This is a genomic window from Hymenobacter negativus (genome assembly GCF_016056375.1).
GTDB lineage: Bacteria > Bacteroidota > Bacteroidia > Cytophagales > Hymenobacteraceae > Hymenobacter > Hymenobacter negativus_A.
Map to the genome: position 1 here is coordinate 401410 of NZ_JAEDAE010000003.1, position 23654 is coordinate 425063.

The 23654-nt window shown below is 59.2% G+C and carries 21 protein-coding genes; 15 read left to right on the forward strand and 6 right to left on the reverse strand.

The features are described 5' to 3' along the window. Nucleotides 1–337 precede the first annotated feature (337 nt). Both I7X13_RS09680 and I7X13_RS09685 read left to right on the forward strand, forming a co-directional pair. On the forward strand, nt 338–3556 hold the full coding sequence (locus tag I7X13_RS09680; protein ID WP_233454732.1) for a SusC/RagA family TonB-linked outer membrane protein: 3219 nt from the start codon (nt 338–340) through the stop codon (nt 3554–3556). Nucleotides 3557–3562: 6 nt separating this feature from the next. Continuing rightward, entirely contained in the window at nt 3563–5044 is a 1482-nt protein-coding gene (locus I7X13_RS09685) for a SusD/RagB family nutrient-binding outer membrane lipoprotein (RefSeq protein ID WP_198067837.1), read from the forward strand. A gap of 85 nt (nt 5045–5129) precedes the next feature. Here I7X13_RS09685 and prfB read toward each other — a convergent pair. After that, nucleotides 5130–6207 (reverse strand): peptide chain release factor 2 gene (gene prfB / locus I7X13_RS09690; RefSeq protein ID WP_198067838.1). Its coding sequence is split into 2 segments (ribosomal slippage): nt 5130–6146 and nt 6148–6207, totalling 1077 coding nucleotides; the frame shifts between segments, so codons are not numbered across the junction. A gap of 229 nt (nt 6208–6436) precedes the next feature. Here prfB and I7X13_RS09695 point away from each other — a divergent pair. The 3 genes from I7X13_RS09695 to I7X13_RS09705 are packed head-to-tail and all read left to right on the forward strand — an operon-like array spanning nt 6437 to nt 8894. Further along, nucleotides 6437–6811: a CZB domain-containing protein gene (locus I7X13_RS09695; RefSeq protein ID WP_198067839.1), complete on the forward strand. Its 375-nt coding sequence runs from the start codon at nt 6437–6439 to the stop codon at nt 6809–6811. Between the two features lie 24 nt (nt 6812–6835). Continuing rightward, nucleotides 6836–8395 carry a sensor histidine kinase gene (locus I7X13_RS09700; RefSeq protein WP_198075320.1) on the forward strand — a complete coding sequence of 520 codons (1560 nt, stop codon included), beginning with the start codon at nt 6836–6838 and terminating at the stop codon, nt 8393–8395. Between the two features lie 55 nt (nt 8396–8450). Beyond that, nucleotides 8451–8894, forward strand: coding sequence for a response regulator (locus I7X13_RS09705; RefSeq protein ID WP_198067841.1), 444 nt, complete (start codon nt 8451–8453; stop codon nt 8892–8894). A 6-nt stretch (nt 8895–8900) separates the two neighbouring features. Here the strand turns inward: I7X13_RS09705 and I7X13_RS09710 are convergent, their stop codons facing one another. After that, on the reverse strand, nt 8901–9476 hold the full coding sequence (locus tag I7X13_RS09710) for a ribonuclease HII (RefSeq protein WP_198075321.1): 576 nt from the start codon (nt 9474–9476) through the stop codon (nt 8901–8903). Nucleotides 9477–9556: 80 nt separating this feature from the next. Further along, entirely contained in the window at nt 9557–9805 is a 249-nt protein-coding gene (locus tag I7X13_RS09715; RefSeq protein ID WP_198067843.1) for a hypothetical protein, read from the reverse strand. A 451-nt stretch (nt 9806–10256) separates the two neighbouring features. Between I7X13_RS09715 and I7X13_RS09720 the strand changes: the two genes are divergently transcribed. The 9 genes from I7X13_RS09720 (at nt 10257) to I7X13_RS09760 (ending at nt 19582) form a co-directional block, all read left to right on the forward strand. After that, nucleotides 10257–10835, forward strand: coding sequence for an NUDIX domain-containing protein (locus tag I7X13_RS09720; RefSeq protein WP_198075322.1), 579 nt, complete (start codon nt 10257–10259; stop codon nt 10833–10835). Nucleotides 10836–10938: 103 nt separating this feature from the next. After that, nucleotides 10939–11748 (forward strand): lysophospholipid acyltransferase family protein, encoded by an 810-nt coding sequence (locus I7X13_RS09725; RefSeq protein WP_198075323.1) that lies wholly within the window; start codon nt 10939–10941, stop codon nt 11746–11748. Between the two features lie 42 nt (nt 11749–11790). Then, nucleotides 11791–12078 (forward strand): Asp-tRNA(Asn)/Glu-tRNA(Gln) amidotransferase subunit GatC, encoded by a 288-nt coding sequence (gatC, locus tag I7X13_RS09730; RefSeq protein WP_168671800.1) that lies wholly within the window; start codon nt 11791–11793, stop codon nt 12076–12078. 3 nt (nt 12079–12081) lie between these two features. Beyond that, nucleotides 12082–14868, forward strand: coding sequence for a tetratricopeptide repeat protein (locus tag I7X13_RS09735; protein ID WP_198075324.1), 2787 nt, complete (start codon nt 12082–12084; stop codon nt 14866–14868). 12 nt (nt 14869–14880) lie between these two features. Next, nucleotides 14881–15600 (forward strand): ABC transporter ATP-binding protein, encoded by a 720-nt coding sequence (locus I7X13_RS09740; protein WP_198067847.1) that lies wholly within the window; start codon nt 14881–14883, stop codon nt 15598–15600. Nucleotides 15601–15686: 86 nt separating this feature from the next. Further along, nucleotides 15687–16235, forward strand: a complete 549-nt coding sequence (locus I7X13_RS09745) for a cob(I)yrinic acid a,c-diamide adenosyltransferase (protein ID WP_198075325.1) — start codon at nt 15687–15689, stop codon at nt 16233–16235. A 186-nt stretch (nt 16236–16421) separates the two neighbouring features. After that, nucleotides 16422–17486 (forward strand): branched-chain amino acid aminotransferase, encoded by a 1065-nt coding sequence (locus tag I7X13_RS09750; RefSeq protein WP_198075326.1) that lies wholly within the window; start codon nt 16422–16424, stop codon nt 17484–17486. A gap of 173 nt (nt 17487–17659) precedes the next feature. After that, on the forward strand, nt 17660–18763 hold the full coding sequence (gcvT, locus tag I7X13_RS09755; RefSeq protein ID WP_198075327.1) for a glycine cleavage system aminomethyltransferase GcvT: 1104 nt from the start codon (nt 17660–17662) through the stop codon (nt 18761–18763). Between the two features lie 99 nt (nt 18764–18862). Beyond that, nucleotides 18863–19582 carry a 2-phosphosulfolactate phosphatase gene (locus I7X13_RS09760; RefSeq protein WP_198075328.1) on the forward strand — a complete coding sequence of 240 codons (720 nt, stop codon included), beginning with the start codon at nt 18863–18865 and terminating at the stop codon, nt 19580–19582. Nucleotides 19583–19674: 92 nt separating this feature from the next. On the opposite strand, the gene I7X13_RS09765 is transcribed toward I7X13_RS09760, so the two are convergent. Both I7X13_RS09765 and dtd read right to left on the reverse strand, forming a co-directional pair. Then, on the reverse strand, nt 19675–20001 hold the full coding sequence (locus I7X13_RS09765) for a nucleotide pyrophosphohydrolase (RefSeq protein WP_198075329.1): 327 nt from the start codon (nt 19999–20001) through the stop codon (nt 19675–19677). Nucleotides 20002–20026: 25 nt separating this feature from the next. Continuing rightward, on the reverse strand, nt 20027–20473 hold the full coding sequence (gene dtd, locus I7X13_RS09770) for a D-aminoacyl-tRNA deacylase (RefSeq protein WP_198067853.1): 447 nt from the start codon (nt 20471–20473) through the stop codon (nt 20027–20029). Between the two features lie 94 nt (nt 20474–20567). Between dtd and I7X13_RS09775 the strand changes: the two genes are divergently transcribed. Next, nucleotides 20568–22088 carry a hypothetical protein gene (locus I7X13_RS09775; protein ID WP_198075330.1) on the forward strand — a complete coding sequence of 507 codons (1521 nt, stop codon included), beginning with the start codon at nt 20568–20570 and terminating at the stop codon, nt 22086–22088. A gap of 110 nt (nt 22089–22198) precedes the next feature. Here the strand turns inward: I7X13_RS09775 and I7X13_RS09780 are convergent, their stop codons facing one another. Beyond that, complete coding sequence (locus I7X13_RS09780; protein ID WP_198075331.1) at nt 22199–23620, reverse strand: hypothetical protein; 1422 nt, start codon at nt 23618–23620, stop codon at nt 22199–22201. Nucleotides 23621–23654 lie beyond the last annotated feature (34 nt).

Genomic DNA, 23654 nt, shown 5'->3' on the forward strand with positions numbered 1-23654 from the left:
ATTTCGACTTATCGAGCCCTCTCTGATGAAATTAAACTTCATGTTGGGACGTACTTTTCGGACGGATGCCCAGGGGAGCCCACAACAATCTAGAGACCTAACCTACCAGAATACAAAATACTTGCATCCAAAACCTGGTGTTTGGCGAGATTTGCTTATCTTAGTAAAGTTGGTTTATGTATTCAATCAACTTAATATTGATATTGAAAGCCGGGGGGCGCGAAATATTGGCGTAACAAAAAAACTTGTAATACCTTGCCATTAGATTGGTCTCATTAAGTTCTTTTTTCTCCATTTCTACCATTTTTTTCAATTCACTCACCATTTTCATCACTACATGAAACACTTCTTTTTCATGGTCGTCTTACTGATGACCTGCCTGTTGCAGCAGGTAAATGCACAAGACCGAACTGTCTCGGGTCGCGTGACGGACCGTTCTAACGGGCAAGGCTTGCCCGGTGCAACGGTTCTGGTAAAAGGTACTACCATCGGTGCATCAACAAATGCAGATGGTTCTTTTTCGTTGAGTGTGCCAGCTAGCGCCACGGCCCTTAGCATCAGCTCCGTTGGTTTCGCCAGCATTGAGCAGCCTATCGGTTCCAACTCAACTTTCAACATTTCGCTGGCCGCCGATACCAAACAGCTTGGTGAAGTAGTCGTGACTGCCCTCGGTCAGGAGCGTACCCGCAACTCGCTGCCTTTCGCTGCCACGCAGGTTGAAGGCAGCCAAGTAACGGCCGCTCGTAACCCCAACGCCATCAACGGCTTGTCGGGTAAAGTAGCGGGTGTACAAATCCGTCAGAGCAACACCCTGGGTGGTTCGACCAACATCCTGATTCGCGGTACCAAGTCAATCACTGGTAACAACCAGCCGCTGTTCGTAGTAGATGGTGTGCCAATCAGCAACGCCAACACCAACACCTCGGGTCAGCAGACCGGTGGTGGTGGTTATGACTACGGCAACGCTGCCGCCGACATCAACCCGGATGACATCGCTACCATGACGATTCTGAAAGGTGCTGCCGCTACTGCTCTCTACGGTGAGCGTGCTAGTAACGGTGTTATCCTCATCACCACCAAGAAGGGCCGTCAGGGCCTTGGCGTTACCATCAACGCTGGTATCACCGGTGGTCGCATCGACAAGAGCACCTTCGTTACTTACCAGAAGGAGTACGGCGCTGGTTACGGCCCTACCTTCAACACGGATGACGTGAACGGCGATGGTGTTCCTGATACCTACATCCAACTTGACGCTGATGCATCGGCTGGTCCGCGTTTCGACCCGAACCTGAACGTGTACCAGTGGAATGCTTTCGTGCCCGGCACTTCGAGCTTCGGCAAGGCTACGCCTTGGGTAGCTGCTGCCAACGACCCGTCGACTTTCTTCGAAACCGCTCGTACGCTGAACAATAGCATCACCATCGACGGTGGTAGCGAAAAAGGTACCTTCAAACTCGGCTACAACAGCGTACGCGATAAAGGTGTGCTGCCAAACAGCCAGGTTAACAAGAACACCGTCAACTTCGCTGGTACGTTGAACCTCACGAGCCGCCTGACGGCTAGTGCTTCGGTAAACTTCTCGGAAGTAGACGGCAAAGGCCGTTACGGCACTGGCTACAGCGGTACGTTCGGTGAAAACCTGATGACCAACTTCCGTCAGTGGTGGCAGACCAACGTTGACCTGAAAGAGCAGAAGCAGGCGTATGAGTACGCTGGTCTGAATGCTAGCTGGAACCTTTCGGCTCCCAGCCCTACTTCTAAAGCAGAATACTGGAACAACCCTTACTTCTCCCGTGCCAAGAGCTTCGAAACTGATTCGCGCTACCGCACTTTCGGCAACGTTGCCCTTAACTACAAAGTAACCGACTGGTTCAGCGTGCTGGGCCGTGTTACTCTGGACTCGAACGACGACCTGCAGGAAGAGCGCATGGCTTATGGCTCGGTTAACGTAGCTGGCTACAGCCGTTTCAACCGTACTTACCGTGAGGCTAACTTTGACCTGATTGGTAACTTCAAAGCTAAAATTAACGAGGACCTGAGCTTCAACGGTTTGTTGGGTGCTAACATGCGTCGTCAGGCTACGAAGTCGATTCGTGCTACTACCAACAGCGGCCTTGTTATCCCTGAGTTGTACTCGCTGTCGAACAGCGTATCGGCTTTGAGCCCCCCTACTGAGCAAGACCTGCGCCAGGCAGTCGACGGTGTATTCGCTAGCGCTACCCTGGGCTTCCGCGATTTCCTGTTCCTGGATTTGACGGCTCGTCAGGACAAGTCGTCGACTCTGCCAACAAACAAAAACACCTTCTTCTACCCCTCGGCAGCATTGGGTTTTGTGTTCTCTGAACTGGTGAAAGAAACCGCTCCGTGGTTGTCGTATGGCAAAGCCCGTGTAAACTATGCTGAAGTAGGTGCTGGTGCTCCTGTTTACAGCATTGTGGACAGCTATGACAAGCCGACTGCTTTTGGTTCGGTTGCTTTGTTCTCGGTACCCAACACCAAAAACAACCCCGCTCTGAAACCTGAGCGCACGAAGAGCACCGAAATCGGTCTTGAAATGGCTTTCCTGAACACCCGCTTGGGTTTCGAAGCCAACGTGTACCAGTCGAACTCGATTGACCAGATTATTCCGATTAACATCTCGACCGCTACCGGCTACAGCTTCCGCTACGTCAACGCCGGTGACGTGCGTAACCGTGGTCTGGAACTCACTGCTTTCGTGACGCCTGTTAAAACCAACGATTTCACCTGGACGATTAACGCCAACTGGACTAAGAACCAGAACCGCGTAATGTCGCTCGCCGATGGTGTAGACAACATTGTACTGGCTAACTACCAGGGCGGTGTATCGAGCAACGCTACTGTTGGTCAGCCCTACGGAACCATCCGTGGTTTCAACTACGTTTACAAAGATGGCCAGCGTGTGGTTGGCACCGATGGTTACTATGTGAAAAGCGCTACCGCCAACGAAGTAATTGCTAACCCCAATGCTAACTGGACCGGCGGTGTTTCGAACACGGTATCTTACAAAGGCCTGTCGTTGTACTTCCTGGTGGATGTACGCAACGGTGGTCAAATCTTCTCGCTGGACCAGTCGTATGGTCTGGACACGGGCTTGTATCCTGTTACGGCTGGTCTCAACGACCTGGGCAACCCTTCGCGTAACACCATTGCCAACGGCGGCGGTGTAATTTTCCCCGGCGTTCAGTCGGATGGCTCGGTTAACACGGTTCGTGCTGACAACAGCACGGTTAATGGCTACACTGCCTACGGCACCACGGTTAACCCCGCTGCTGCCTTCGTGTACAGCGCCAGCTTCGTGAAACTGCGTGAAGTATCGCTGTCCTACGCGCTGCCGAAAGCTTTCATGGCTAAAGTAGGTGGTGTGAAAGGTGCTGACATCTCCATCGTAGGCCGCAACCTGTGGATTATCAACAAGAACCTGCCTTACGCTGACCCAGAAGATGCTCCTAGCTCCGGTAACTTCGGCCAAGGCTATTCCACTGGTTCGTTCCCCGCTATCCGCACGCTTGGTGCTAACCTCCGTCTCAGCTTCTAATCAAACATGAAAAATATTCTTATTGCTGGTGCGTCAGCATTGATGCTGACAACCTCCTGCGTAGGGTCACTGGAGAGCAATTATAACGTTGACCCCAAATCCCCTACCACTGCTCTTGCATCGGGATTCATTGCCAATGCTGAGCGCACGCTCGCTCGGACGCTCGTAAGCACGAACGTAAACCTCAATCCTTTCCGCTTCTACGTTCAGTATTGGGCTGCTACGGATTACCCAACCGAGTCGCGCTATGACCAGAACACCCGGAACATTCCGAATGCGTATTGGTCGGCTCTGTATCGTGACTGCATCCGTGACTTGCGCGAGGCAAAAACGACGATTCCTACCGACTTGACGGTGCCTGCTGCTAACAAGACCAACGCTTTGGCTGTAGCGGAAATTCTGGAAATCTATGCCTGGGCTAACCTGGTAGAGACCTTCGGAAACATTCCCTATACCGATGCGCTCGACTATAACAAGGCGCAGCCCAAGTACGACGACCAGGCGACCATTTACAACGACCTGATTTCGCGACTTGACGTAGCTATCGGTAAGATTGACCCGACCGTAGCAACGGGCCTCGGTGCCAACGACCTGATTAACAACGGTAGCACGGCTCTGTGGCTCAAGTTTGCCTACGCCATGAAACTGCGTATGGCTCTCGTTATTGCCGATGTTGATGGTGCCAAGGCAAAGACCATGGCTGAATCCACGATTGGTAAACTGCCAGCTTCGAATGCTGACGTTATCGACTTGACTTTCAACGGCACGTTCCCCAACACCAACCCGCTTTACGAGGACCTGGTGAGAAGCGCCCGTACCGACTTTGCTGGTACCAGCTATTTCATCAACCAGTTGAAGGGTACTACTGGTCCGGCTACTGGTGTTGTAGACCCGCGTCTGAAGCAGTACTTCAACCCGGCGACCAATTCCTCGCTTCCCGCTGGCACCTTTGCTGGTGGCACGTACGGCTCGACCAATAGCAAAACTACCAACTCGCTGCCCGGTACTAAATTGCGCGCACAGACGTTGCCTGGTGTGATTGTATCGTATGCTCAAGTAGAGTTGATGCTGGCTGAAGGTGCTCTCCGCGGCTGGAACGTAGGGGCAGGTACTACCGCCGAGTCGCACTACAATGCCGGTGTTACTGCTTCGATTACGGAGCCGCAGTGGGGTGGAACCGCCGCTGAAGCTGCCGCTTACTTGGCTCAGCCAAACGTGGCTTTCAGCACGGCTCCCGGTACTCCTATCCAGCGCATTGCTTACCAGGAGTGGGTGGCTTTGTACAACCAGCCGGTTGAGGCCTGGACCTCGTGGCGTCGTCTTGATTACCCTGTGCTGACGCCTCCTGCTGCAGCCGTTTCGGGTATTCCGGTTCGTTTGCTCTACCCGGTTGTTGAGCAAAACATCAACGGCTCTAACTACTCGCAGGCTGCTTCTGCCATCGGTGGTGATAAGGCTGAGACGAAACTCTTCTGGGATAAAAAGTAACGGATTTCCGTTCAACGTAAAAAAGGCTGCCCAATCGGGCAGCCTTTTTTTTGTCATATAAAATTGGCTAATAGATAAGTCAGCTCTAGCTCTGCATCAAGAAGCCTTTGATGAACTCGTCCAAGTCTCCATCGAGGACGTTCTGCACATCGGTGCGCTCAATACCGGTGCGCAAGTCTTTAATGAGCTTATAAGGGTGGAGCACGTAGTTGCGAATCTGGGAGCCAAAGTCGATGCGCTTCTTGCTGGCTTCCACCTTGTCGCGCTCGGCGTGGCGCTTATCCATCTCAATCTGGTAAAGCCGCGATTTGAGCATGCGCAAAGCGTGCTCCTTGTTCATGAGCTGGCTACGCTCAATCTGGACGGCAATGATGATGCCGGACGGCGCATGGGTAAGGCGCACAGCGGTTTCCACCTTGTTCACGTTCTGCCCCCCCGCTCCGCCGGCCCGGAAGGTGTCCCAGGAGATGTCGGCGGGGTTGATTTCGATGTTGATGGTGTCATCAATCACCGGGTAGGCAAACACCGAGGCGAAGGACGTATGCCGTCGGCCGCTGCTGTCGAAGGGCGACATGCGCACCAAACGGTGCACGCCGATTTCACTCTTCAGGTAGCCGTAGGCGAAGTCTCCATCAATTTCGAGCGAGGCAGACTTGATGCCCGCGCCTTCGCCGGGTTGGTAGCTGATTTGCTTCACCCCAAAGCCGTGGCTTTCGGCCCACATGATGTACATGCGCATGAGCATTTCGGCCCAGTCCTGGCTTTCGGTGCCGCCGGCCCCCGGGTTGATATCGATGATGGCCGAAAGCTGGTCTTCCTCGTCCGAGAGCATACGCTTGAACTCCAACTCCTCCAGCTTTTTGAGCGTGGCATTGTAGTCGTCCTGCATTTCGGCTTCGCTCACCTCGCCTTCCTTATGGAAGTCGTAGAGGACTTCGGTATCGGCCAGCGCTTGCTGCACGGCCTCAAAATCATCAGTCCACGTTTTAATAGGCTTGATTTCGCGGAGCGTGGCTTCGGCGGCTTTGGAGTCATCCCAGAAGCCGGGAGCCGTGGTTTTGGCCTCGTAGGCCGCTAATTGTTCTTTGCGGGCATCGTAGTCAAAGATACCTCCTCAGGGCCTCGGCGCGGCCCTTCAAGTCCTTAATCTGGTCTTGGGTCATGGTGGGGAAATGATGAAAGGTGGCCGGCGGCAGTGCCGAGGGCTCACCGAGGAAAATGATTGAACCGCGAAAGTACCGAATTCCAAAGCGGCAACCGACCGGGGCCCTGTGGCGTACTATGAGGCCTTGGCCGGTTGCGCGGCTTTATTTCCCCCTCTCGCCGGGGCAGCTCCCGGTTTTGCGACAGGTGCTTTGCGCCGTGCGCTCGCCTACCGGTATAAATTTGCCTATGACCACGGAAGACCTGAAACAGGACTTTGATTCCGCCCGCATCAAGCACGTACATTTTAAGAGCAAGCTGCGTTCTTTTCTCTTTGGCAATGGTGGCAGCGAAGACCTGTTGCGGGACCCCGAGCAATGCGGCCTGGGCCTGTGGATAGCTACCCGCATGCGCGGGACCGGAGTGTACGCGCACCTGCCCGAAGCTCGGCATTTTGACCAACAGCACGTGCTGATTCACAGGGAGGCCAGCCGGCTGATGGACCTGTACCTCGCGGGCAATGTTCAGGAAGCAGGGGCGGGCTATGCGCCTCTGCAGGTGATTGCCGATGAAATGATGGGCCTGCTCCAAACCATGGAGACCAAGCTCCGTACCAAGGCCTGAAGCGATGCGCCCGCGCACCAATGCATGAAAATAACCCTTACTACGAAGCTGTTTGCCGGATTTGTGCTGTTGCTGGCGCTGTTTTCGGTGATTGTGCTGTTCTCCTATAAATTGGCGGGCCAAGTGCTGCGCAACTCCCGGCAAGTAGAATCCTCCCAGCATGTTACCAACGAAGCGGTGAGCCTGCTGCGGAACATCGTGGACATGGAAACCGGGTTTCGGGGATACATTCTCATCGGCAATGAGGCGACCTTGGACACCTATTATGAAGGGGAACGCGACTTGGTTGGCCGGTTTTCTCAGCTGCGCACGCTGGTGGAAGAAAGCCCCGGACAAGTTCAATTGATTGACCAGACCCAACGGCTCTTTCAGCAGTGGCTGGGCTACAGCCATTTGTTGATTGCGGAGAAGCGGGAGGCCCGCCGGCGCAACCCATTGCAGCGCGGCCTGGAAAACATGCCGCACCACCGCCTGGCCGAAACTCTCACGGGCAAGCAGCTGATGGACAATATCCGGTTTCGGCTAAATAAATTCGAGCAGACGGAAGCTGCCTCGCGCAAAGCCATGCGCCAGCGTCTGAACGGCAGTATTATCCGGGCCGAATGGCTGTCGGTGGGACTGGCCATTATGGCGCTGGTGCTGGGGCTGCTGTGGGCATTGTACATCGTGCGGACGTTTGCCCGGCGGCTACGTGGCATGCTCAATCTGGCCCGGCGCATGGCCGATGGCGACTACGATACCCAGATTGTGGACAACGAGCAGGACGAGGTAAGCGAACTAACGGCCGCCCTGAACGTGATGGCGCGCACTGTAGGGGCCAACATCAACCAACTCGAAAGCCGCAACCAAGAGCTTGACCAGTTTGCCTATGTTGTGTCGCACGATTTGAAAGCTCCGCTGCGCGGCATCGAAAGCGCTTCCCGCTGGATTGAGGAGGATATGGGCAAGGAAGCGCTGCCGACCCACATCCGCGAGTTTCTGGGCATGATGCGCCAGCGGGTGCACCGTATGGAAAAGCTCATCAGCGGCATTCTGGACTTAGCGCGCGTGGGCCGGGTAGCGCAGGCCAACGAGACGGTGTTTGTGCGGACCTTGCTGCGTGAAATCATCGATAGCCTGCATCTGCCCGAGGGCTTCAAGGTAGAGCTACCGTTTTTCCTGCCCACGCTTACTACCAATGCCGTGCAGCTCCAACAGGTGTTCACTAACCTCATCAGCAACGCGGTGAAGTACCACGACCATCCTGCCACGGGCACCGTGCACATCGGCTGCGATGATGCGGGCGAATTCTACTCATTTTCGGTGGCTGATGATGGGCCGGGTATTGACCCCGAATACCACGACCGTATTTTTGTCATCTTCCAGACCCTGACGGAGCGCGATACTTTTGAAAGTACCGGCGTGGGACTGGCCATCGTGAAAAAAATTGTGGAGCGGCAGGGCGGCCGCATCAGCGTCAAATCGGCCGAAGGTCAGGGCGCTAAGTTCATTTTCACCTGGCCCAAGCATCCGCCCAAAACCAAAAATGTGGCCGCTGCGGTAGCCACGCCAGTCGTTTCTACCGTATCAACCGCTACTTTATAGCAGCTTTGAACTGCTGTTCGCGGGCATTTTCCCGCTGTTGCCAATTGCCAAGCCTATGTCCGCCGACCATCCCACGCCCAGCATCCTGCTCGTGGAAGACGACCAGATGGACGTGATGAACGTGCAGCGCGAGCTGCGTCGCCAAAACATCAACGTGCCCCTCATCCACGCCCGCAATGGCCGTGACGCCCTCCGCATGCTCCGCGGCGAGGGAGGAGAACCCAAAATAGCCAAGCCCAGCCTCGTGATGCTCGACATCAACATGCCACGCATGAATGGCCTGGAACTGCTGGAAGTGCTGCGTTCCGACCCTGAGTTTGTAAACCTGAACGTCTTCATCATGACGACTTCCGACCTCGAATCGGACCGCCTGAAAGCGCAGGAACTGGCCGTGAGCGGCTACATCATCAAGCCACTGAGCTTTGATACCTTCGGCGAAGGCGGGACCAGCGTGGACGGGTTTAGCCTGTTTCTGGACCTGCTCAAGCTGAAGGATTAACACTGCCTATAGCAGCCGAAACCCCGGGCGATGGTGCGGGCTTGGTCCGTGTGCCCTGATAGCTGCCCGATGGCTAGCGGTGGGGTAGCCGGCATTCTGCTGCCAGCCGTATTCCGGGAATTCGTCGGCCAGGGCCATCATGTGCTCATCCCGAAAGGTTTTGGCCAGGATGGAAGCGGCGGCAATGTTGCGATACAGGCCATCGCCGCCAATGATGCAGGTATGCGCAAAGCCGGCCAATGGTGTGAACCGGTTGCCATCAACTAAAAGATGCGCGGGCCTGATGCCGAGTGCTGCTACCGCCCGGTGCATGGCCAGGTAGCTGGCCTGCGCGATGTTGATGCTGGTAATTTCTTCTACGGAAGCCTGACCCACTGCCCACGCCACGGCTTCGTCGCAAATGATGGGCCGCAAAGCATCGCGCCGTTTGGCGCTGAGCTGCTTGGAGTCGTTAAGGAACTTCGGAGCAAAATCGGGCGGCAGAATGACGGCCGCCGCGAAAACCGGACCCGCCAGGCAGCCCCGGCCAGCTTCGTCGAGGCCTGCTTCGAGAGCGTGGCCGGTGCAGGTAGCTGTTAGCAACGAAAAAGGGAGTGAGGGATAAAAATAACCGTTGCAAAGTTACTTTTATTCCTCACTCCCTTCCTTGCTATGAATGTTGATTAGTGGCTGCCAGCAGTGCTGCCCAGGTCCGTGGGCGTGCTTTCGCCGCGGCGCTGGCCCTGGCTGTCGCGGGGACCTTCGTCGATTTCGGTGTCCTCGTCGGTCGAAACGTATTCGTTGGTAACGGGGCCCAGGCCTTGCGTATTCTGAGCCAGGTCAGCTTCGGCCTGCGCGTGCTTCAGGTTGAAAAGCGGGTCGTGGGCTTCCGGGGTGGGGTTTTGCTTGGGTTTGGAATTGGGCTGAGCCATAAGGAAGGTGCCGGCCGGGATGTATGCAACCGGAATAGGGAGGTACGGCAGCCTGCCCGTCAGGGTTAAGCACAACAGAGGGGGCAACCGCTCATCAACAATGCAGCAGGCCACTAACAAGGCACAAAAAAAGGCCGCCACCCGAGGGTAACGGCCTTAAAGTGGCGGGTCCGGCTTAGAGGTGTCTACCCCACCTTTTCAGCCAGAGCGCCGCCGCACGAGAGGTCCTTCCTTTCCACATTTCCAGCCCGTGCGGGGGTACTTATGGGTCAAAGCTACGAAACTAAACGGGGGGAACGCAAATGTTATTGGATTAATCAGGAGATTTAAGCGGCCAACGGCTAATTTTTCACGGCGGATGGAGGATATACAGCTGCGAACGACAACTTCATGAAAGCCACATCCAACGTAGTTTTGCGTATTAAATCCATAATTTTTTTCGTCAATAGCTATGCAATCCAATGCCCGCCCCGATGTGGACGAAACTCATAATCCCTGGCACACGCTTAGCAGCGAAATCAAGTACCACAACCCGTGGATTTCGGTGCGTGAAGACCAGGTGCGGAACCCCGGCGGCGGCCAGGGCATCTACGGCGTGGTGACGATGAAAAACAAGGCGCTGGGTATTGTGCCCGTCGATGCGGAGGGCAATACCTGGCTGGTGGGCCAGTACCGCTACCCGCTGAACGAGTACAGCTGGGAAATTCCGATGGGCGGCGGCCTAGTAGAGCTGGATATTCTGGAATCGGCCCAACGCGAGCTGAAGGAAGAAACCGGCCTGACGGCGGCCCGCTGGACGCGTATTGCCCGCCTGCATACTTCCAACTCGGTGACGGACGAGGAAGGCTTTGTGTACCTGGCCGAAGACCTAACCCAGGGCGAGCTGGAGCCCGAGGAAACCGAAGACTTGCGCCTGTGGAAGCTGCCGCTGGCCGAAGCCGTCCGGATGGTGATGGACGACCGCATTACGGACGGCATCAGCGTAGCTGGCCTGCTGAAGGCGGAAAAAGTGCTAGCCGCCCGCTCGTAGCTATCTGCTGATGGGAAATTTTGCGGCCGTCTGGGATGCCTTTGCCGTCCGGCCTAGTGCCTTGGTGTAATGCACTCCGGCTGGCTAGCCTAACTTTGCTGCCATGCGCCATAAGCTTCGTTACCTCGGCCATCGCCTTTACACTACGTGGGCTACTTTCTGGTTCATCGTGCCGTTTGTACTCACGTACCCGGTGCAATGGTATTTCAGCCGGCGGCCCGACGGGGGCAGGGTGGTGCACGCGATAAACCGCTTCTGGTCGTGGCTATCCATTACGATGTGGGGCGTGCCGGTAGAAGTGGTGCGCGAAAGCCAGGGCCCCAATCCGCAGCCCTGCGTGTACGTGGCCAATCATGGCTCGTACATCGACATCATGATGCTCTTTAAGTACATCCCGGGCTTTTTGAACATGATGGGCAAGGCCTCGCTGGCGAAGGTGCCGGTATGGGGGAGTATTTTCGGACGGGTCTACATCACCGTGGACCGGGGCAGCGCCGTGAGCCGGGGCCGGGCTATGGTGGCGGCCCGCCGCAACCTGGCCGAGGGCAAGAGCATCGCCATTTTTGCGGAAGGCCGCATATCGCCCACCCCTGGCAAAGAATTGTTGCCGTTTCTGGATGGGGCCTTTCAGATGGCTATTGAGGCCGGGGTGCCCATCGTGCCAGTGGGCATGCCGCTGAACCATATGTTTATGCCTGATGTGGAAAAGGGCCTGCGCGTGCGCTACCACCGCCTCAAAATTGTTTTTCATCCACCCATTCCCACCGCCGGCCTCACCCTGGCCGATATACCGGAGCTAAAGGCGCGGGTATCGGCCCAGCTGGCCGCCGATTTCCTGCCCGAAGGAGCCGTGAAACCCGGTCCCAGCACTTGGCGCGCGCCGAGTGCCGTTGCCCCATCTGAGCAGGGGTAGTTCACCAACTCATAATTCCTACTTCAAAACTCATAATCTAGCATGAGCACCGACCTTGGCACCCTGCGCGGCCTGGCCCACCTGGCCCGCCTCGAATTTGATGAAACCCGCGAGCAGCAAATGCTCGGCGACCTGAACAATATCCTCGATTTTGTGGCCCAGCTCGAAGGCCTCGACACGACGGGCGTGGAGCCGCTGGTGCACCTCTCGCAGGAAATCAACGTGTTGCGCGACGATGAGGCCCGCAATACCGTGAGCCACCAGGACGGTCTGCGCAACGCGCCCCGCAAGGATTCGGACTACTTCCGGGTACCCAAAGTGCTGGAATAGTTGGTGACGCCGCAATCTGTAAGCAGTCGCGCCGTGGCGCGGCCCGGCTGGCTGGTCTGGCTGGCCGCGCTGGCCGTGGGCCTGACCATCTTTTATTATTTCACGGGCGAAAACAGTACCCTGCCCGTGCGCGAGGTAGCGCACCTGCAAGCCACGCCCCTGACGCTGGACAGCGTGGCGGCCGGCCCGGTGCACCTGCCGGTGCAGGCCAGCAGCTTTATCGTGACGCTGACGCACGACGTGGCGGGGCCATTTACGCAGCCGGTGGCAGCGGGCGTGTTTCTGGTGCTGCTGGCGGTGGTGCTGGCGGGCTGGGTAGCCGTGGTGAGCACACTGGCGCGCATGGCTTTCGTGGCGGGCATGGTGCCGGTTATTTTCCTGCTGCTGTCGCTTAATACCGAGTCGCTGGGTGTTTTCAATACCAGTGAGCGGTACTTCCTGTACCTGATGCTGGGGCTGGTGGGCGGCATTGGCTTTGCCCTGCACGCTTTTGCCGAGGACTGGCCGCTGTGGCGGCGGGCCGTGGTGATGGGAGCCGTGGTGGCCGGGCTGAGCGCATTGCTCCTCGCCCAAAGCCAGCTGCCCGTTGTGGATACCGTACTACAGCTGGCGGCGTATGCTACGCCGGGCGGCGCAGTACTGGTAGTGCTGCTGGTGCTGTGGGTGGGCCTAGAGAATATCAGGGCCTTGCTGTGGTTCAATACCCAGGCCGAACAGCCGACGGGGCGGTTCGGACTGCTGCCGTTTGTGGCCGCCAGCTTGCTTTACCTGGGTGCGCTCTTCTTGTACGTCTGGAATGACGGAGTACTGCAATTGCTGCCGGGCCTGAACCTTGACCCGTTGGTGCTGCTGCTACCGGCCGTGGTAACCAGTTGGCTGGGCCTGCGGCTGCGGGCGCCCAGCTACGCGGCCTGGGTACCGTATGCCGAAGGAATGGCGCAACTGTACCCGTTAATTGTGCTGGGCGCGGCCGGGGCGCTGGGTTATGCCTTCGCCACGGCCAATACGCCCCTGCTGGTGGCGGCGCGCAGCTTCACAGGGCTGGCGCTGCTGCTATTGGGCGCCCCGTTTTTGCTGTATGTGCTGGTGAACTTTGCGCCGCTTATCCGGCAACGGCTGCGGGTGTACCGGGTAGTATTTGAGCCGCGCCGGCTGCCGTTCTATTCGGTGTATGTTTTGTCGATTGGGAGCCTGATTCTGGTGCAGTCGCGCCAGGACTTTCCGCTGGCTAACCAAGTGATGGCCGGCCAGTACAATAACCTCGGCGACCTCACGCGCCAGCAAAGCGAAGCCGCGCCCGACGACCTCAGCCTCGCTGGCCTGGCCGAGCGCTACTACGCCGAAAGCGGCGACGTGCTGTACCGCGCCAACCGGCACGCCGAGTTTGGTCGGGCAGCCATTTTCCGCTTCCGCCAGCAGCGCCGCAACGAGATACTCTCCCTGCGCCGCGCCCTGCTGCGCGGGCCCGATGAGAAGGTCTCGCTGCGTCTGGCCACGCTGTATAGCGACCCGGACGACTTATTCGAAGGGCTTGACATCCTGCGCGGCGGCCTGAAGGCCCACCCGCGCAGCGCGGCGCTGGCCGGCGATTTGGCCCAGCTTTTCACCCGCACCACCATAACCGATTCCGTCGCCTTCTACCTCGACAAAGCCGAACAGCTGGCTCCCGGTAGCTACGCCAGCCGTACCAATCAGCTGGCCTTTTTACTGAGCCAGAACCTGCTGGCCGATGCCCGGAAGCGCAGCGCCCAACTGAACCTGAAAACCACGGAGCCGGCGCTGATGAGCAACTTCACGTTGCTCCAGCTCCGCACTGCTACGCCAATGGAGCCCACGCCCGCTGCCCCGGCCGCCGATGTGCAGGTCTTGGACGAAGCCAACTTTGCCCAGCTCTACCACGCGGTGCTGTGGGACGTGGCCCGGCGCAAAGCCCAGCTCACGCCCGCTTTGCTGGCGCAACTGAACCGCTTGGCCACACAGCCGGCCAATGCCGACTACTACGAACAGTTACTGTTCCTGCAGGCGCTAGCGCGGCATGCGCTGGGGCAGGAGCAGGTAGCCCGGCAGCTGCTGTTGCCGCTGGCGGCGGGGACTACGGCTACTTCAGCGTACTTCCAGCAGCTGCTGGCGCTGTGGCAGCTTCAGCAGGGCCAATACGCCACTGCCGCCGACCAACTAGCTTTTGCGGCCTCGCACGGTGCGCCCCAGGCTGCCGAAATGCGGGTATATGCGCTGGCCCTGAGCGGCAATGCCGACTCGGTGCGGGCTGCCACGGCGCGGCTTCTAACTTCGCCCGACACGGCCCAGCAGCGGCAGGGGAGGCAGGCGCAGCGGTTGCTGGCCGCGGGCCGTCCGGTGCTGGCTGCTGATACAGCCGGCCGCGTGGGTATGACCTGGCTGGCCGAAGCCCAGCATGCCGAGCAGAACAACGCCCCGGCCGCTGCCAAAAGCTACCAGCGCATCGTGCGCGAAGCCCCATTCAATGCCCCAGCCGTCTTGGCTGCCGCTAACTTTTACACCCGTCGACACGACTACACAAACGCTTACTCGGCCCTGCGCGCCGGCCTCGACGAAAACCCGGAGTCTGTACCGCTGTTGCGGGCCTACGTGCTGGCCGCTGCCGATGCCGGCCTGACCGAATACGCCGCCGATGCCTTGGCCCAACTGCGCCGGCTGCTACCGCCCAATACTTATGCTACTTTAGCAACGGAGTACGCCGCCCACCAGGCAGCCCGCGCGGCGGCCGGGGCGTCCTTCTCCCAAGCGCCCGCTCCCTCACCTCTGCAATAAGCCCCTGGTTCCATGAATCCGAACGTTATCGAAACCACCGACATCGCCAAAGCCTACGTGATGGGCACGGAGGTCATCAACGCGCTGGTGTCAGTGAGCATTGAAATCAAGCGCGGCGAGTACGTGGCGTTTATGGGGCCGTCGGGCTCGGGCAAATCCACGCTGATGAACATTGTGGGCTGCCTCGATACGCCCAGCAAGGGCCAGTACATTCTGAATGGGCAGGACGTGAGCCGGATGAGTGATAACCAGCTGGCAGAGGTGCGTAATAAGGAAATTGGCTTCGTTTTCCAGAGTTTCAACCTGCTGCCCCGCGCCTCGGCCCTCGACAACGTGGCCCTGCCGCTCATCTACGCCGGCCTGAGCAAGCGCGAGCGCACCGAGCGCGCCATGGAAAGCCTGCGCTCGGTGGGCTTGGCCGACCGAGCCTCGCACCGCCCCAATGAGCTGAGCGGCGGCCAACGCCAGCGCGTGGCCATTGCCCGCGCCCTCGTCAACAACCCCAGCGTGCTGCTGGCCGACGAACCCACCGGTGCCCTCGATTCGAAGACCAGCCACGAAATCATGGACCTGTTTGAGGCGCTGTATGCCAAGGGCAATACCATCATCATGGTGACACACGAGGAAGATATTGCCCACTACGCCCACCGCATTGTGCGCCTGCGCGATGGCCTCATCGAAACCGACGAGGTGAACCGGAACGTCACCACCCACGCAATGGCGGGGCACTAAGTGGTTGGGGGTAAACCAATCGCGCAGCACCGTTCCGTTCCATGCTTCGCGGCGCGTTGCATGACGTTCAAGAACCAGCTAAATACATGAAAATATACACCAAAACCGGCGACAAAGGCCTCACCTCCCTTATCGGCGGCACGCGCGTGCCCAAGAGCAGCCTGCGCATTGAGTGCTACGGCACGGTGGATGAGCTGAATTCCCACCTCGGGCTGGTGAGCGACCAAGAAGTGAATGCCGCCCGCCGGCCGCTGCTTAAGGAAATCCAGGACCGGCTATTCACCATTGGCTCAGCCCTGGCGGCTGACCCGGAGAAGTCGAAAATGAAACTGCCCGACCTGCACGCCGCCGACGTGACGCTGCTGGAAGATGAAATGGACCGCCTCAACCTCGATTTGCCCGAGTTGCGCGCCTTTATTCTGCCGGGCGGCCATCCCGCTGTAAGCCACGCCCACGTAGCGCGTTGCGTGTGCCGCCGCGCCGAGCGCCTCGTCATTCACCTAGCCGAGGATGCTTTTGTGGCTGATTTGGTAGTGGTATATCTGAACCGCCTGTCCGATTTTCTGTTTGTGCTGAGCCGGGCCATGGCCCACGAGCTGGGCGTGGAGGAAGTAACCTGGCAGGCCCGGCTGTGAACCGAAACAACCCCTTTGAGCGTCATGCAGAAAGAAGCCCGGCCGCCTCGCTCCAGGCTTCGGCAAAGCCAGCGAGCCGATTGATTCCGGCCAACTGCCGACCTTTGCTTTTAATTAATTACCCACACCCTCTCTAATTCCGTACTCGGAAAATCCCACCCACGCGTACCCCGTAACTGCCTTTTTATGATAGACATTCTTCCGATTCGCACGCAGCCAACCACGGCCTCGCGGCTGGCCACGCAGGACTTCGACCACCTCGAATTCGGCAAAGTATTTTCCGACCACATGTTTGTGGTAGATTACCGCGACGGCGAGTGGCAGGATGCCCAGATTTTGCCCTACGGCGACCTCTCGGTAAGCCCCGCTAACTCGGCCCTGCACTACGGTCAGGCCATTTTCGAGGGCATGAAGGCCTACCATCAGACCGATGGCGGCGTGGCCTTGTTCCGCCCGCTTGACAACTGGGCGCGCCTCAACGCCTCGGCCGAGCGCATGTGCATGCCCACCATCCCGGAAGAACTGTTTATGCAGGGCCTGCGCGAGCTCATCAAGCTCGATGCGGGCTGGGTTCCCACTTTCGCGGGCAGCTCGCTCTACATCCGCCCCTTCATGTTTGCCACCGATGGCTTCATCGGCGTGCGGCCCTCGGAGGCGTACCGTTTCGTGATTTTCACCTGCCCCGTGGGCTTGTATTACAACAAGCCGTTGCGTGTGCGCTTCGAGCAGAAATACGTGCGCTCGGCCGAAGGTGGCGCGGGCTACGCCAAAAACGCCGGCAACTACGGCGCAGCCATGTACCCCACCAAGCTGGCCCAGCAGGAAGGCTACAACCAGCTCATCTGGACCGATGCCTCGGAGCACCGCTACGTGGAAGAATCGGGCACGATGAACGCCATTTTCGTGATTGACGGCCGCGTGGTGACGCCCGCCCTCAGCACCAGCATCCTCGACGGCATCACGCGCCGCAGCGTGCTGGAGCTGGCCCACGACATGGGCATGCCCGTGGAAGAGCGCAAGGTGAGCAGCCGCGAAATTGTGGAGGCCCTGCATGCCGGCAAACTGGAAGAAGCTTTCGGCGCCGGCACGGCCGCTACCATCGCGCCCATTGCCGTCATCGGCTACGAAGGGCACGACTACGAGCTGCCCGAAGTTGGCCCCAACGCCTTCTCGAAGCGCGTAGGCGCGGCCCTAGATGCCATCCGCACCGGCGAAGGCGCCGACGTGCACAACTGGATGGCGGCCGTGTAATTGTAGCGTGGACTCTGCGAGTCCGCGCATTAAACGAACGATGCGCGGACTCGCAGAGTCCACGCTACAGGAAAAGCCGCTTCATTGTGAAGCGGCTTTTCTTTTTTGCCCCACCTTTGCAGCTCCAAACCATTCCCACTCACTCAGCCACTCCGCTACTCAGTCACTCCTCTATGACCGTTTCCCTGAAAACCGTTACCCTCGATAGCAAGCACCGCGAGCTGGGTGCCAAAATGGTGCCTTTTGCCGGCTACGACATGCCGGTGCGCTATTCGTCCGACCTCGACGAGCACCACACCGTGCGCCGCGCGGTGGGCATGTTCGATGTGTCGCACATGGGCGAATTTCGCCTGCGCGGCCCCCAGGCCCTCGACCTCATTCAGCGCGTGACCAGCAACGACGCCAGCAAGCTCACCGACGGCAAAGCCCAGTATTCCTGCCTGCCCAACCACGACGGCGGCATCGTGGACGACCTGCTGGTGTACAAGCTGGCCGATGAAGATTACCTCTTGGTAGTCAACGCGTCCAACATCGAAAAAGACTGGAGCTGGATTCAGCACCACAATACGCAGGGCGTGGAGATGGAAGACATTTCGGACCGCACCAGCCTGTTTGCCGTGCAGGGACCGAAGGCGCAGGCTGCCTTACAGTCGCTGACCGACGTGGATTTGAGCAGCATCCCGTACTACTCCTTCGTGCAGGGCACCTTTGCTGGCGCGCCCGACGTCATTATTTCGGCCACCGGCTACACCGGCGCGGGTGGCTTCGAGCTCTACATCCCGAACGAAAGCGCCGCCATGGTCTGGGATAAAATTATGCTCGCCGGCCAGCCCTACGGCATCAAGCCCATCGGCCTGGGCGCGCGCGACACGCTCCGCCTCGAAATGGGCTACTGTCTCTACGGCAACGACATCGACGACACCACCTCGCCCCTCGAAGCCGGCCTGGGCTGGATTACCAAGTTCACCAAAGAATTCACGAACTCCGAAAACCTGAAAAAGCAGAAGGAAGCCGGCGTGACTAAAAAGCTGGTTGGTTTCGTGATGGACGGCCCCGGCATCCCGCGCGGCCACTACGAACTAGTGGACGCCGACGGCCAGAAAATTGGCGACGTCACCAGCGGCACGCAGTCGCCTTCGCTCAGCAAAGGCATCGGCCTGGGCTATGTGAAAACCGAGCTGGCAGCCCCCGGTACCCAGATTTTCGTGCAGATTCGCGGCAAAAACATGCCCGCTACGGTGAGCAAACTGCCGCTCACCAAAGGCACGGAAGAATAGAGTCAAGAGTTAAAAGTTAGGAGTTAAGAGTTGGTTACGGGCTCTATGGACCCTAGCTACCAACTCTTAACTCCTAACTTTTAACTCTTAATTCAACCAGTGTACAAACTTGATATTTGTTTCTCGCCCGAGCTGCTGCCCTTTTATGACTTGCGCGGCAAGGTGGCCGTTATCGTGGATATTCTGCGGGCTTCCAGCACCATCGTCACGGCGCTGGGGGAGGGCGTAACCTATGTTTTTCCAGTGGCTTCGCTGGACGAATGCAGCGCTTACGGTCAGCAGCACGGCTGCCTCACCGCAGCCGAGCGCGACGGCCTGCCCGCCGCTGGCTTCGATTTGGGCAATTCGCCCTTCGGCTTTCTCGATGCTGCCCGGCCAGTGCGGGGCCGCGCCCTCACCATCAGCACTACCAATGGCACGGCGGCGCTCCGTCGCTCGCTGGCGGCGGACGCTGTGGTAGTCGGCAGTTTCCTGAACCTGGCGGCCGTGGCCGATTTTGCCCGCCGCCAGCAGCGCGATGTGCTGGTGGTGTGCGCCGGTTGGAAAGGCCAGTTCTGCCTCGAAGACACCATATTCGGCGGTGCGCTGGCCGAGCGGCTAAGCGCGGATTTCGACGTGCGCAGCTCCGATGCCACGCTGGCGGCGCTGAACTTATGGGAGCAGGGCAAGGCCGATTTGTCGGCGTATTTGCTGCAATCGGCCCATGTTCGACGCCTCAATTCGCTGGAAGCCAGCAAGGATTTTGAGTTCTGCCTGCGGATTGACGCTTATACCAACGTGCTGCCCGTGTGGCAGGCCGACCGGCTGGTGTTAGCGTAATTGTTTGTCATGCTGAACGCAGGGAAGCATCTGGGATAATCGTCTAATGATTTGTTCTCAGATGCTTCCCTGCGTATAGTATGACAATTTTATTACTTCAGCTTCTCATTATCCTGATGCCGCTGGCTGTCGCGTTGGGTTTTCTTAGCCAGGTTGCGGGTCATGGCTTCGGTGAGGTTGATGCCGGTCTGGTTGGCGAGGCAGATGACGACGAACAAGACGTCGGCCAGCTCGTCGCCGAGCTCGCGGCCCTTGTCCGATTCCTTGAACGACTGTTCGCCGTACTGACGGGCGATGAGGCGGGCCACTTCGCCCACTTCTTCCGTGAGGATGGCCAGATTGGTCAGCTCATTAAAGTAGCGAACACCCGTAGTCGTAATCCAGGTATCGACGGTTTTCTGGGCTTCTTCGATGGTCATGTGGAAAAATTGAAGCGGGTGAGGTTTAAGCCGGCGAATCGAGCACGATGGTTACCGGGCCATCGTTGAGCAGGCTGACTTTCATATCGGCCCCAAAGATGCCGGTGGGCACGGGCTGGCCCAGCTCGGCGGCCACCATAGCCACAAACTGCTCGTACAGCGGCTCGGCCACGGCGGGCGGGGCAGCCCCAATGTAACTGGGGCGGTTGCCCTTGCGCGCATCGGCCAGCAGCGTGAACTGGCTCACTACCAGCACCTGCCCGCCGATGTCTTGCACGCTGCGGTTCATCTGGCCATTTTCGTCGCCAAAAATGCGGAGCTGCACCAGCTTGCGGCACATCCAGGCGAGGGAAGTAGAATTATCAGTAGGGGCGAAGCCGGCCAATACCAGTAGGCCCGGGCCAATCTGGCCGGTAATGTGCCCGTCGACGGTGACCGAAGCCTGGCTAACGCGCTGAATAACGAGACGCATAAATTGTTTAAGTGAAACGGGTAAAGCCGGAAGTTGCGCCGAATGTTGTGGCAGGCGTGCCGACCTTCGCGCCTGCCCTTTCGCGTCACTGCCCATGCTTCTATTTGACTCTGCAAATAACGTCCGCATCTCCGCTAGCCGCCGCTGGTGGCTGCTGGGGGCGCTGCTGCTAGTGGCCATCAGCCGGCTGTGGCGGCTGGCCGAGGTCGGCGCACCCGATTCCGACTCGGTACGCGACTGGCAGATAATTCAGCAGATGGTGCACGGCGACTTCTCCCAGCTCTTCCACCACGGCAGCCCGGGGTTCAGCGTTTTCTACCTGCCGGTGGCATTGGTTGCGCATCGGTTTGTGGTGCTGCAAACCATCAATGCGCTGCTGGGCGTGGCCGGGCTGGGCTTTTTCGTGGCCTGGGTGAGCCGCCAAGCCCGCCTCAACGGCCCCGAAACGGCGGGCCTCGCGCTGCTGGGCGGCACCTCGCTGCTGCTCACGTTTTCGGGCCGCGACTTCACCATGAGCTCGCTCAACCTTGTGCTGTTTGCAGGGCTGTTGCGCAGCCATTTTGCGCGCTTACAGCAGCCCAATTCTGCCGCATTGCCGCGCGTGGCCTTGTGGCTAGCATTGGGCCTGAGCATAGACTATAAATTCCTGTTCACCATTCCCATCCTCGTGGTGCTGGAGTGGTGGCAGTCCGACGGCCTGTGGCGGCAGCCGCGCACCTGGGGGCGAGTGCTGGGCATCCTGGCCGCGCCCTACTTCCTGTTTGGTGCGTTGGGGTGGCAGGTGGGGCTGCCGTGGTACCGTTGGTTGGCCTTCTACGTGCGCGTGGCCGTGCCTAAAACCGCCAACCTGGCGGGCCGGCAAGCCACCATGAGCCTCGATATCACCTATTACCTGCGCTACCTGGGCAGCTTCGAGTCGCCGCTTCTGCTGCTGGGGCTGGGGCTGGCCGCGTGGCTGGTGCTGCGCCAGTGGCAGGCCGGCGGGTGGGCGGCCACCCGGCAGTGGACGGTGCTATCCTACCTGCTGGTGTGGGCTGCGCTGCTGCTGGGCGGCATGTCGCTGGTGGTGAAAGCGCCCCGGGGACTACTGTTTGCCTACCTGCCGCTGGCCGCGCTGGCCGTGCTGAGCGGCCGGCGCGTGCTGCCCGGCTGGGCGCTGGCCGGGGTGCTACTGGCTGCGGTGGGCCAGAACTTGTTCCGCATTCAGCGCGAGCTGTATGCGCCGCTGCCCACGCACTACCCGCAGGTGGCGGCGTGGCTGCAACAGCACGGAGCCACACGGATAGCCAGCACCGTGGGCCTTAACCTAACCCCGTACCTGAACAATCGCCAAATCCTGACGGTAATCACGGACGAGCGGCAGCTACCGGCCCTGCGCCGCCAGGGCGTGCAGTACGTGCTGTTCGATGGCTACCGGCAGGTGGCGGGCGTGGCCCGGTTCGATTCGCTGGCGGCGCAGCGGCCGGTGGCGGCGTGGCCCGAGCCGGCGCTGCACAGGCCGCTGTTGTTCTTGGAGCATTCTGAGTACACAGGGCTAAGCTACGTCGAAACCCTGGCCGCGTGCCAGGCTGCGCAGGCCGATTCGCTGCCCCTCCGGCTATATCGGCTGCAATAATTACCGCATCGGCAAAAGCGAAGCCGCTGGTCGTGGCCCTTCGATAGCTTGCTATCAGGGGCTGCGACCAGCGGCTTCAGAGGTAATATCAGGAAAAGGCTAAGCCCGCACTACTGCGCCGTAGTGGGGAGCTTGTTCACGTCAACTGCCGGGATGTTGGCTTGGTAGGCTCGGTTGATGGCCGTGATGCAGGTGTTGGCCAGCAGGGCATTACCCCGGGGCGTGAGGGTATAATAGTCCAGGGAAAAGAAATTACCCCGCACGGGCTCGGCCGAGTACACTACGCCTCCGATGGCCACGGAATTACCCACATTGGTGAACAGCAAGCCCGTATCCAGCGTGTACAGGCTCTGGGCTGGGTCGACGATGGGCAATTTGTAGAGTTTCGCCAGTCCTTCCAGGCTCAGCGCCCGGCTGGTGCCGCCGTTATAGGTGGTGATAATGCCGGTGAGAATGTTGAGCTCTGAGGCTTTCTCCAACACATCGGCGTTGCGAATTGGGTTGCGTGCGTCGCGGCCGTAGGGCAGCATCAGGATGCTGCTGCCCACCTGCACCGGCGTGAGCTGGCCTATGCGCGGCAGCGCCGTAGCCAGAATGTAATCTTCGTCGGTGATGGGCTGCGAGGTGCCCGGCACGAAGGGACTTTCGATGTAAATCAGGGCATTATCGTGGTAGAAGGCCTGCAGGCGAGCTTCCACGTTCTTGCCCTGGCCCTGGCGCAGCAGCGGCAGCGTTTTAATGTCGGGCAAGCGCATGATGATGCCTTTGCGGCCGTTGGCAGCCAGAACATCGAGGATTTTCCGGGCGTTGAGCTTCATTGTCTCCGCCAGGGAGGTCGAGACCGTACCGCAGGTGCCGCCGCTACGGATGTAGGGCATGAGCTCATCCAGGCCCTGGAAGTAGGTGAAAAAAGTGGCCGAGCTGGCAGCTGTCGTTACGGCTTGCAGGTAGGTACGGCTGTCGGCAGCGGGCAGCAGCCGCTCGAAGTAGGGGTTGAATGCGCCGCCTGGGGTAGCATTGGTTTCGTTGCCGAGGCCGGCTACTTCAATCTGGCTGAGCTTGAGGCCCGGCACGCCCAGGTTCTGGGGCAATGCGCTGGCCGTGGCGCTGCGCGTGAACAGGCGCACGGTATCGGGGCCGCCGCAGGCGGCGGGGTCAATCACGGAGCGGCGCACGGCCGCACCCGCTACCCGGCGCGCCCGGGGCTGGCCGGTCGCCGTGAAATCGAGCAGGTTGAGGTAGCCCGTGCCCGTGCCGGCTTCCAGCGTAGGCTGCGTGAAGCTGCCGCCGCCCGAAGCCAGCGCAAATTGCTGGGCCATCAGGTTGGGAAACGAATACTGCTGGCTGGTGCGGGTGAGGCCCCCCGCGCTGAAGCCCGCGGTGTAGCTGTCGCCCACGGCCAGGTAATGGCTCAGGTCGATGGCAGCGGTGGGGGTAGGAGTGTCCTGGCCCGGAGCGCAGGCATTGAGCAGCAGGGCGGTGGCAGCCACAAAGCCAGCGCGGCCCGAAAGCGTAAAAGAAAAATGCTTCATCGCGGAAATCGGAATCGAAAATGCAGAATGAGGA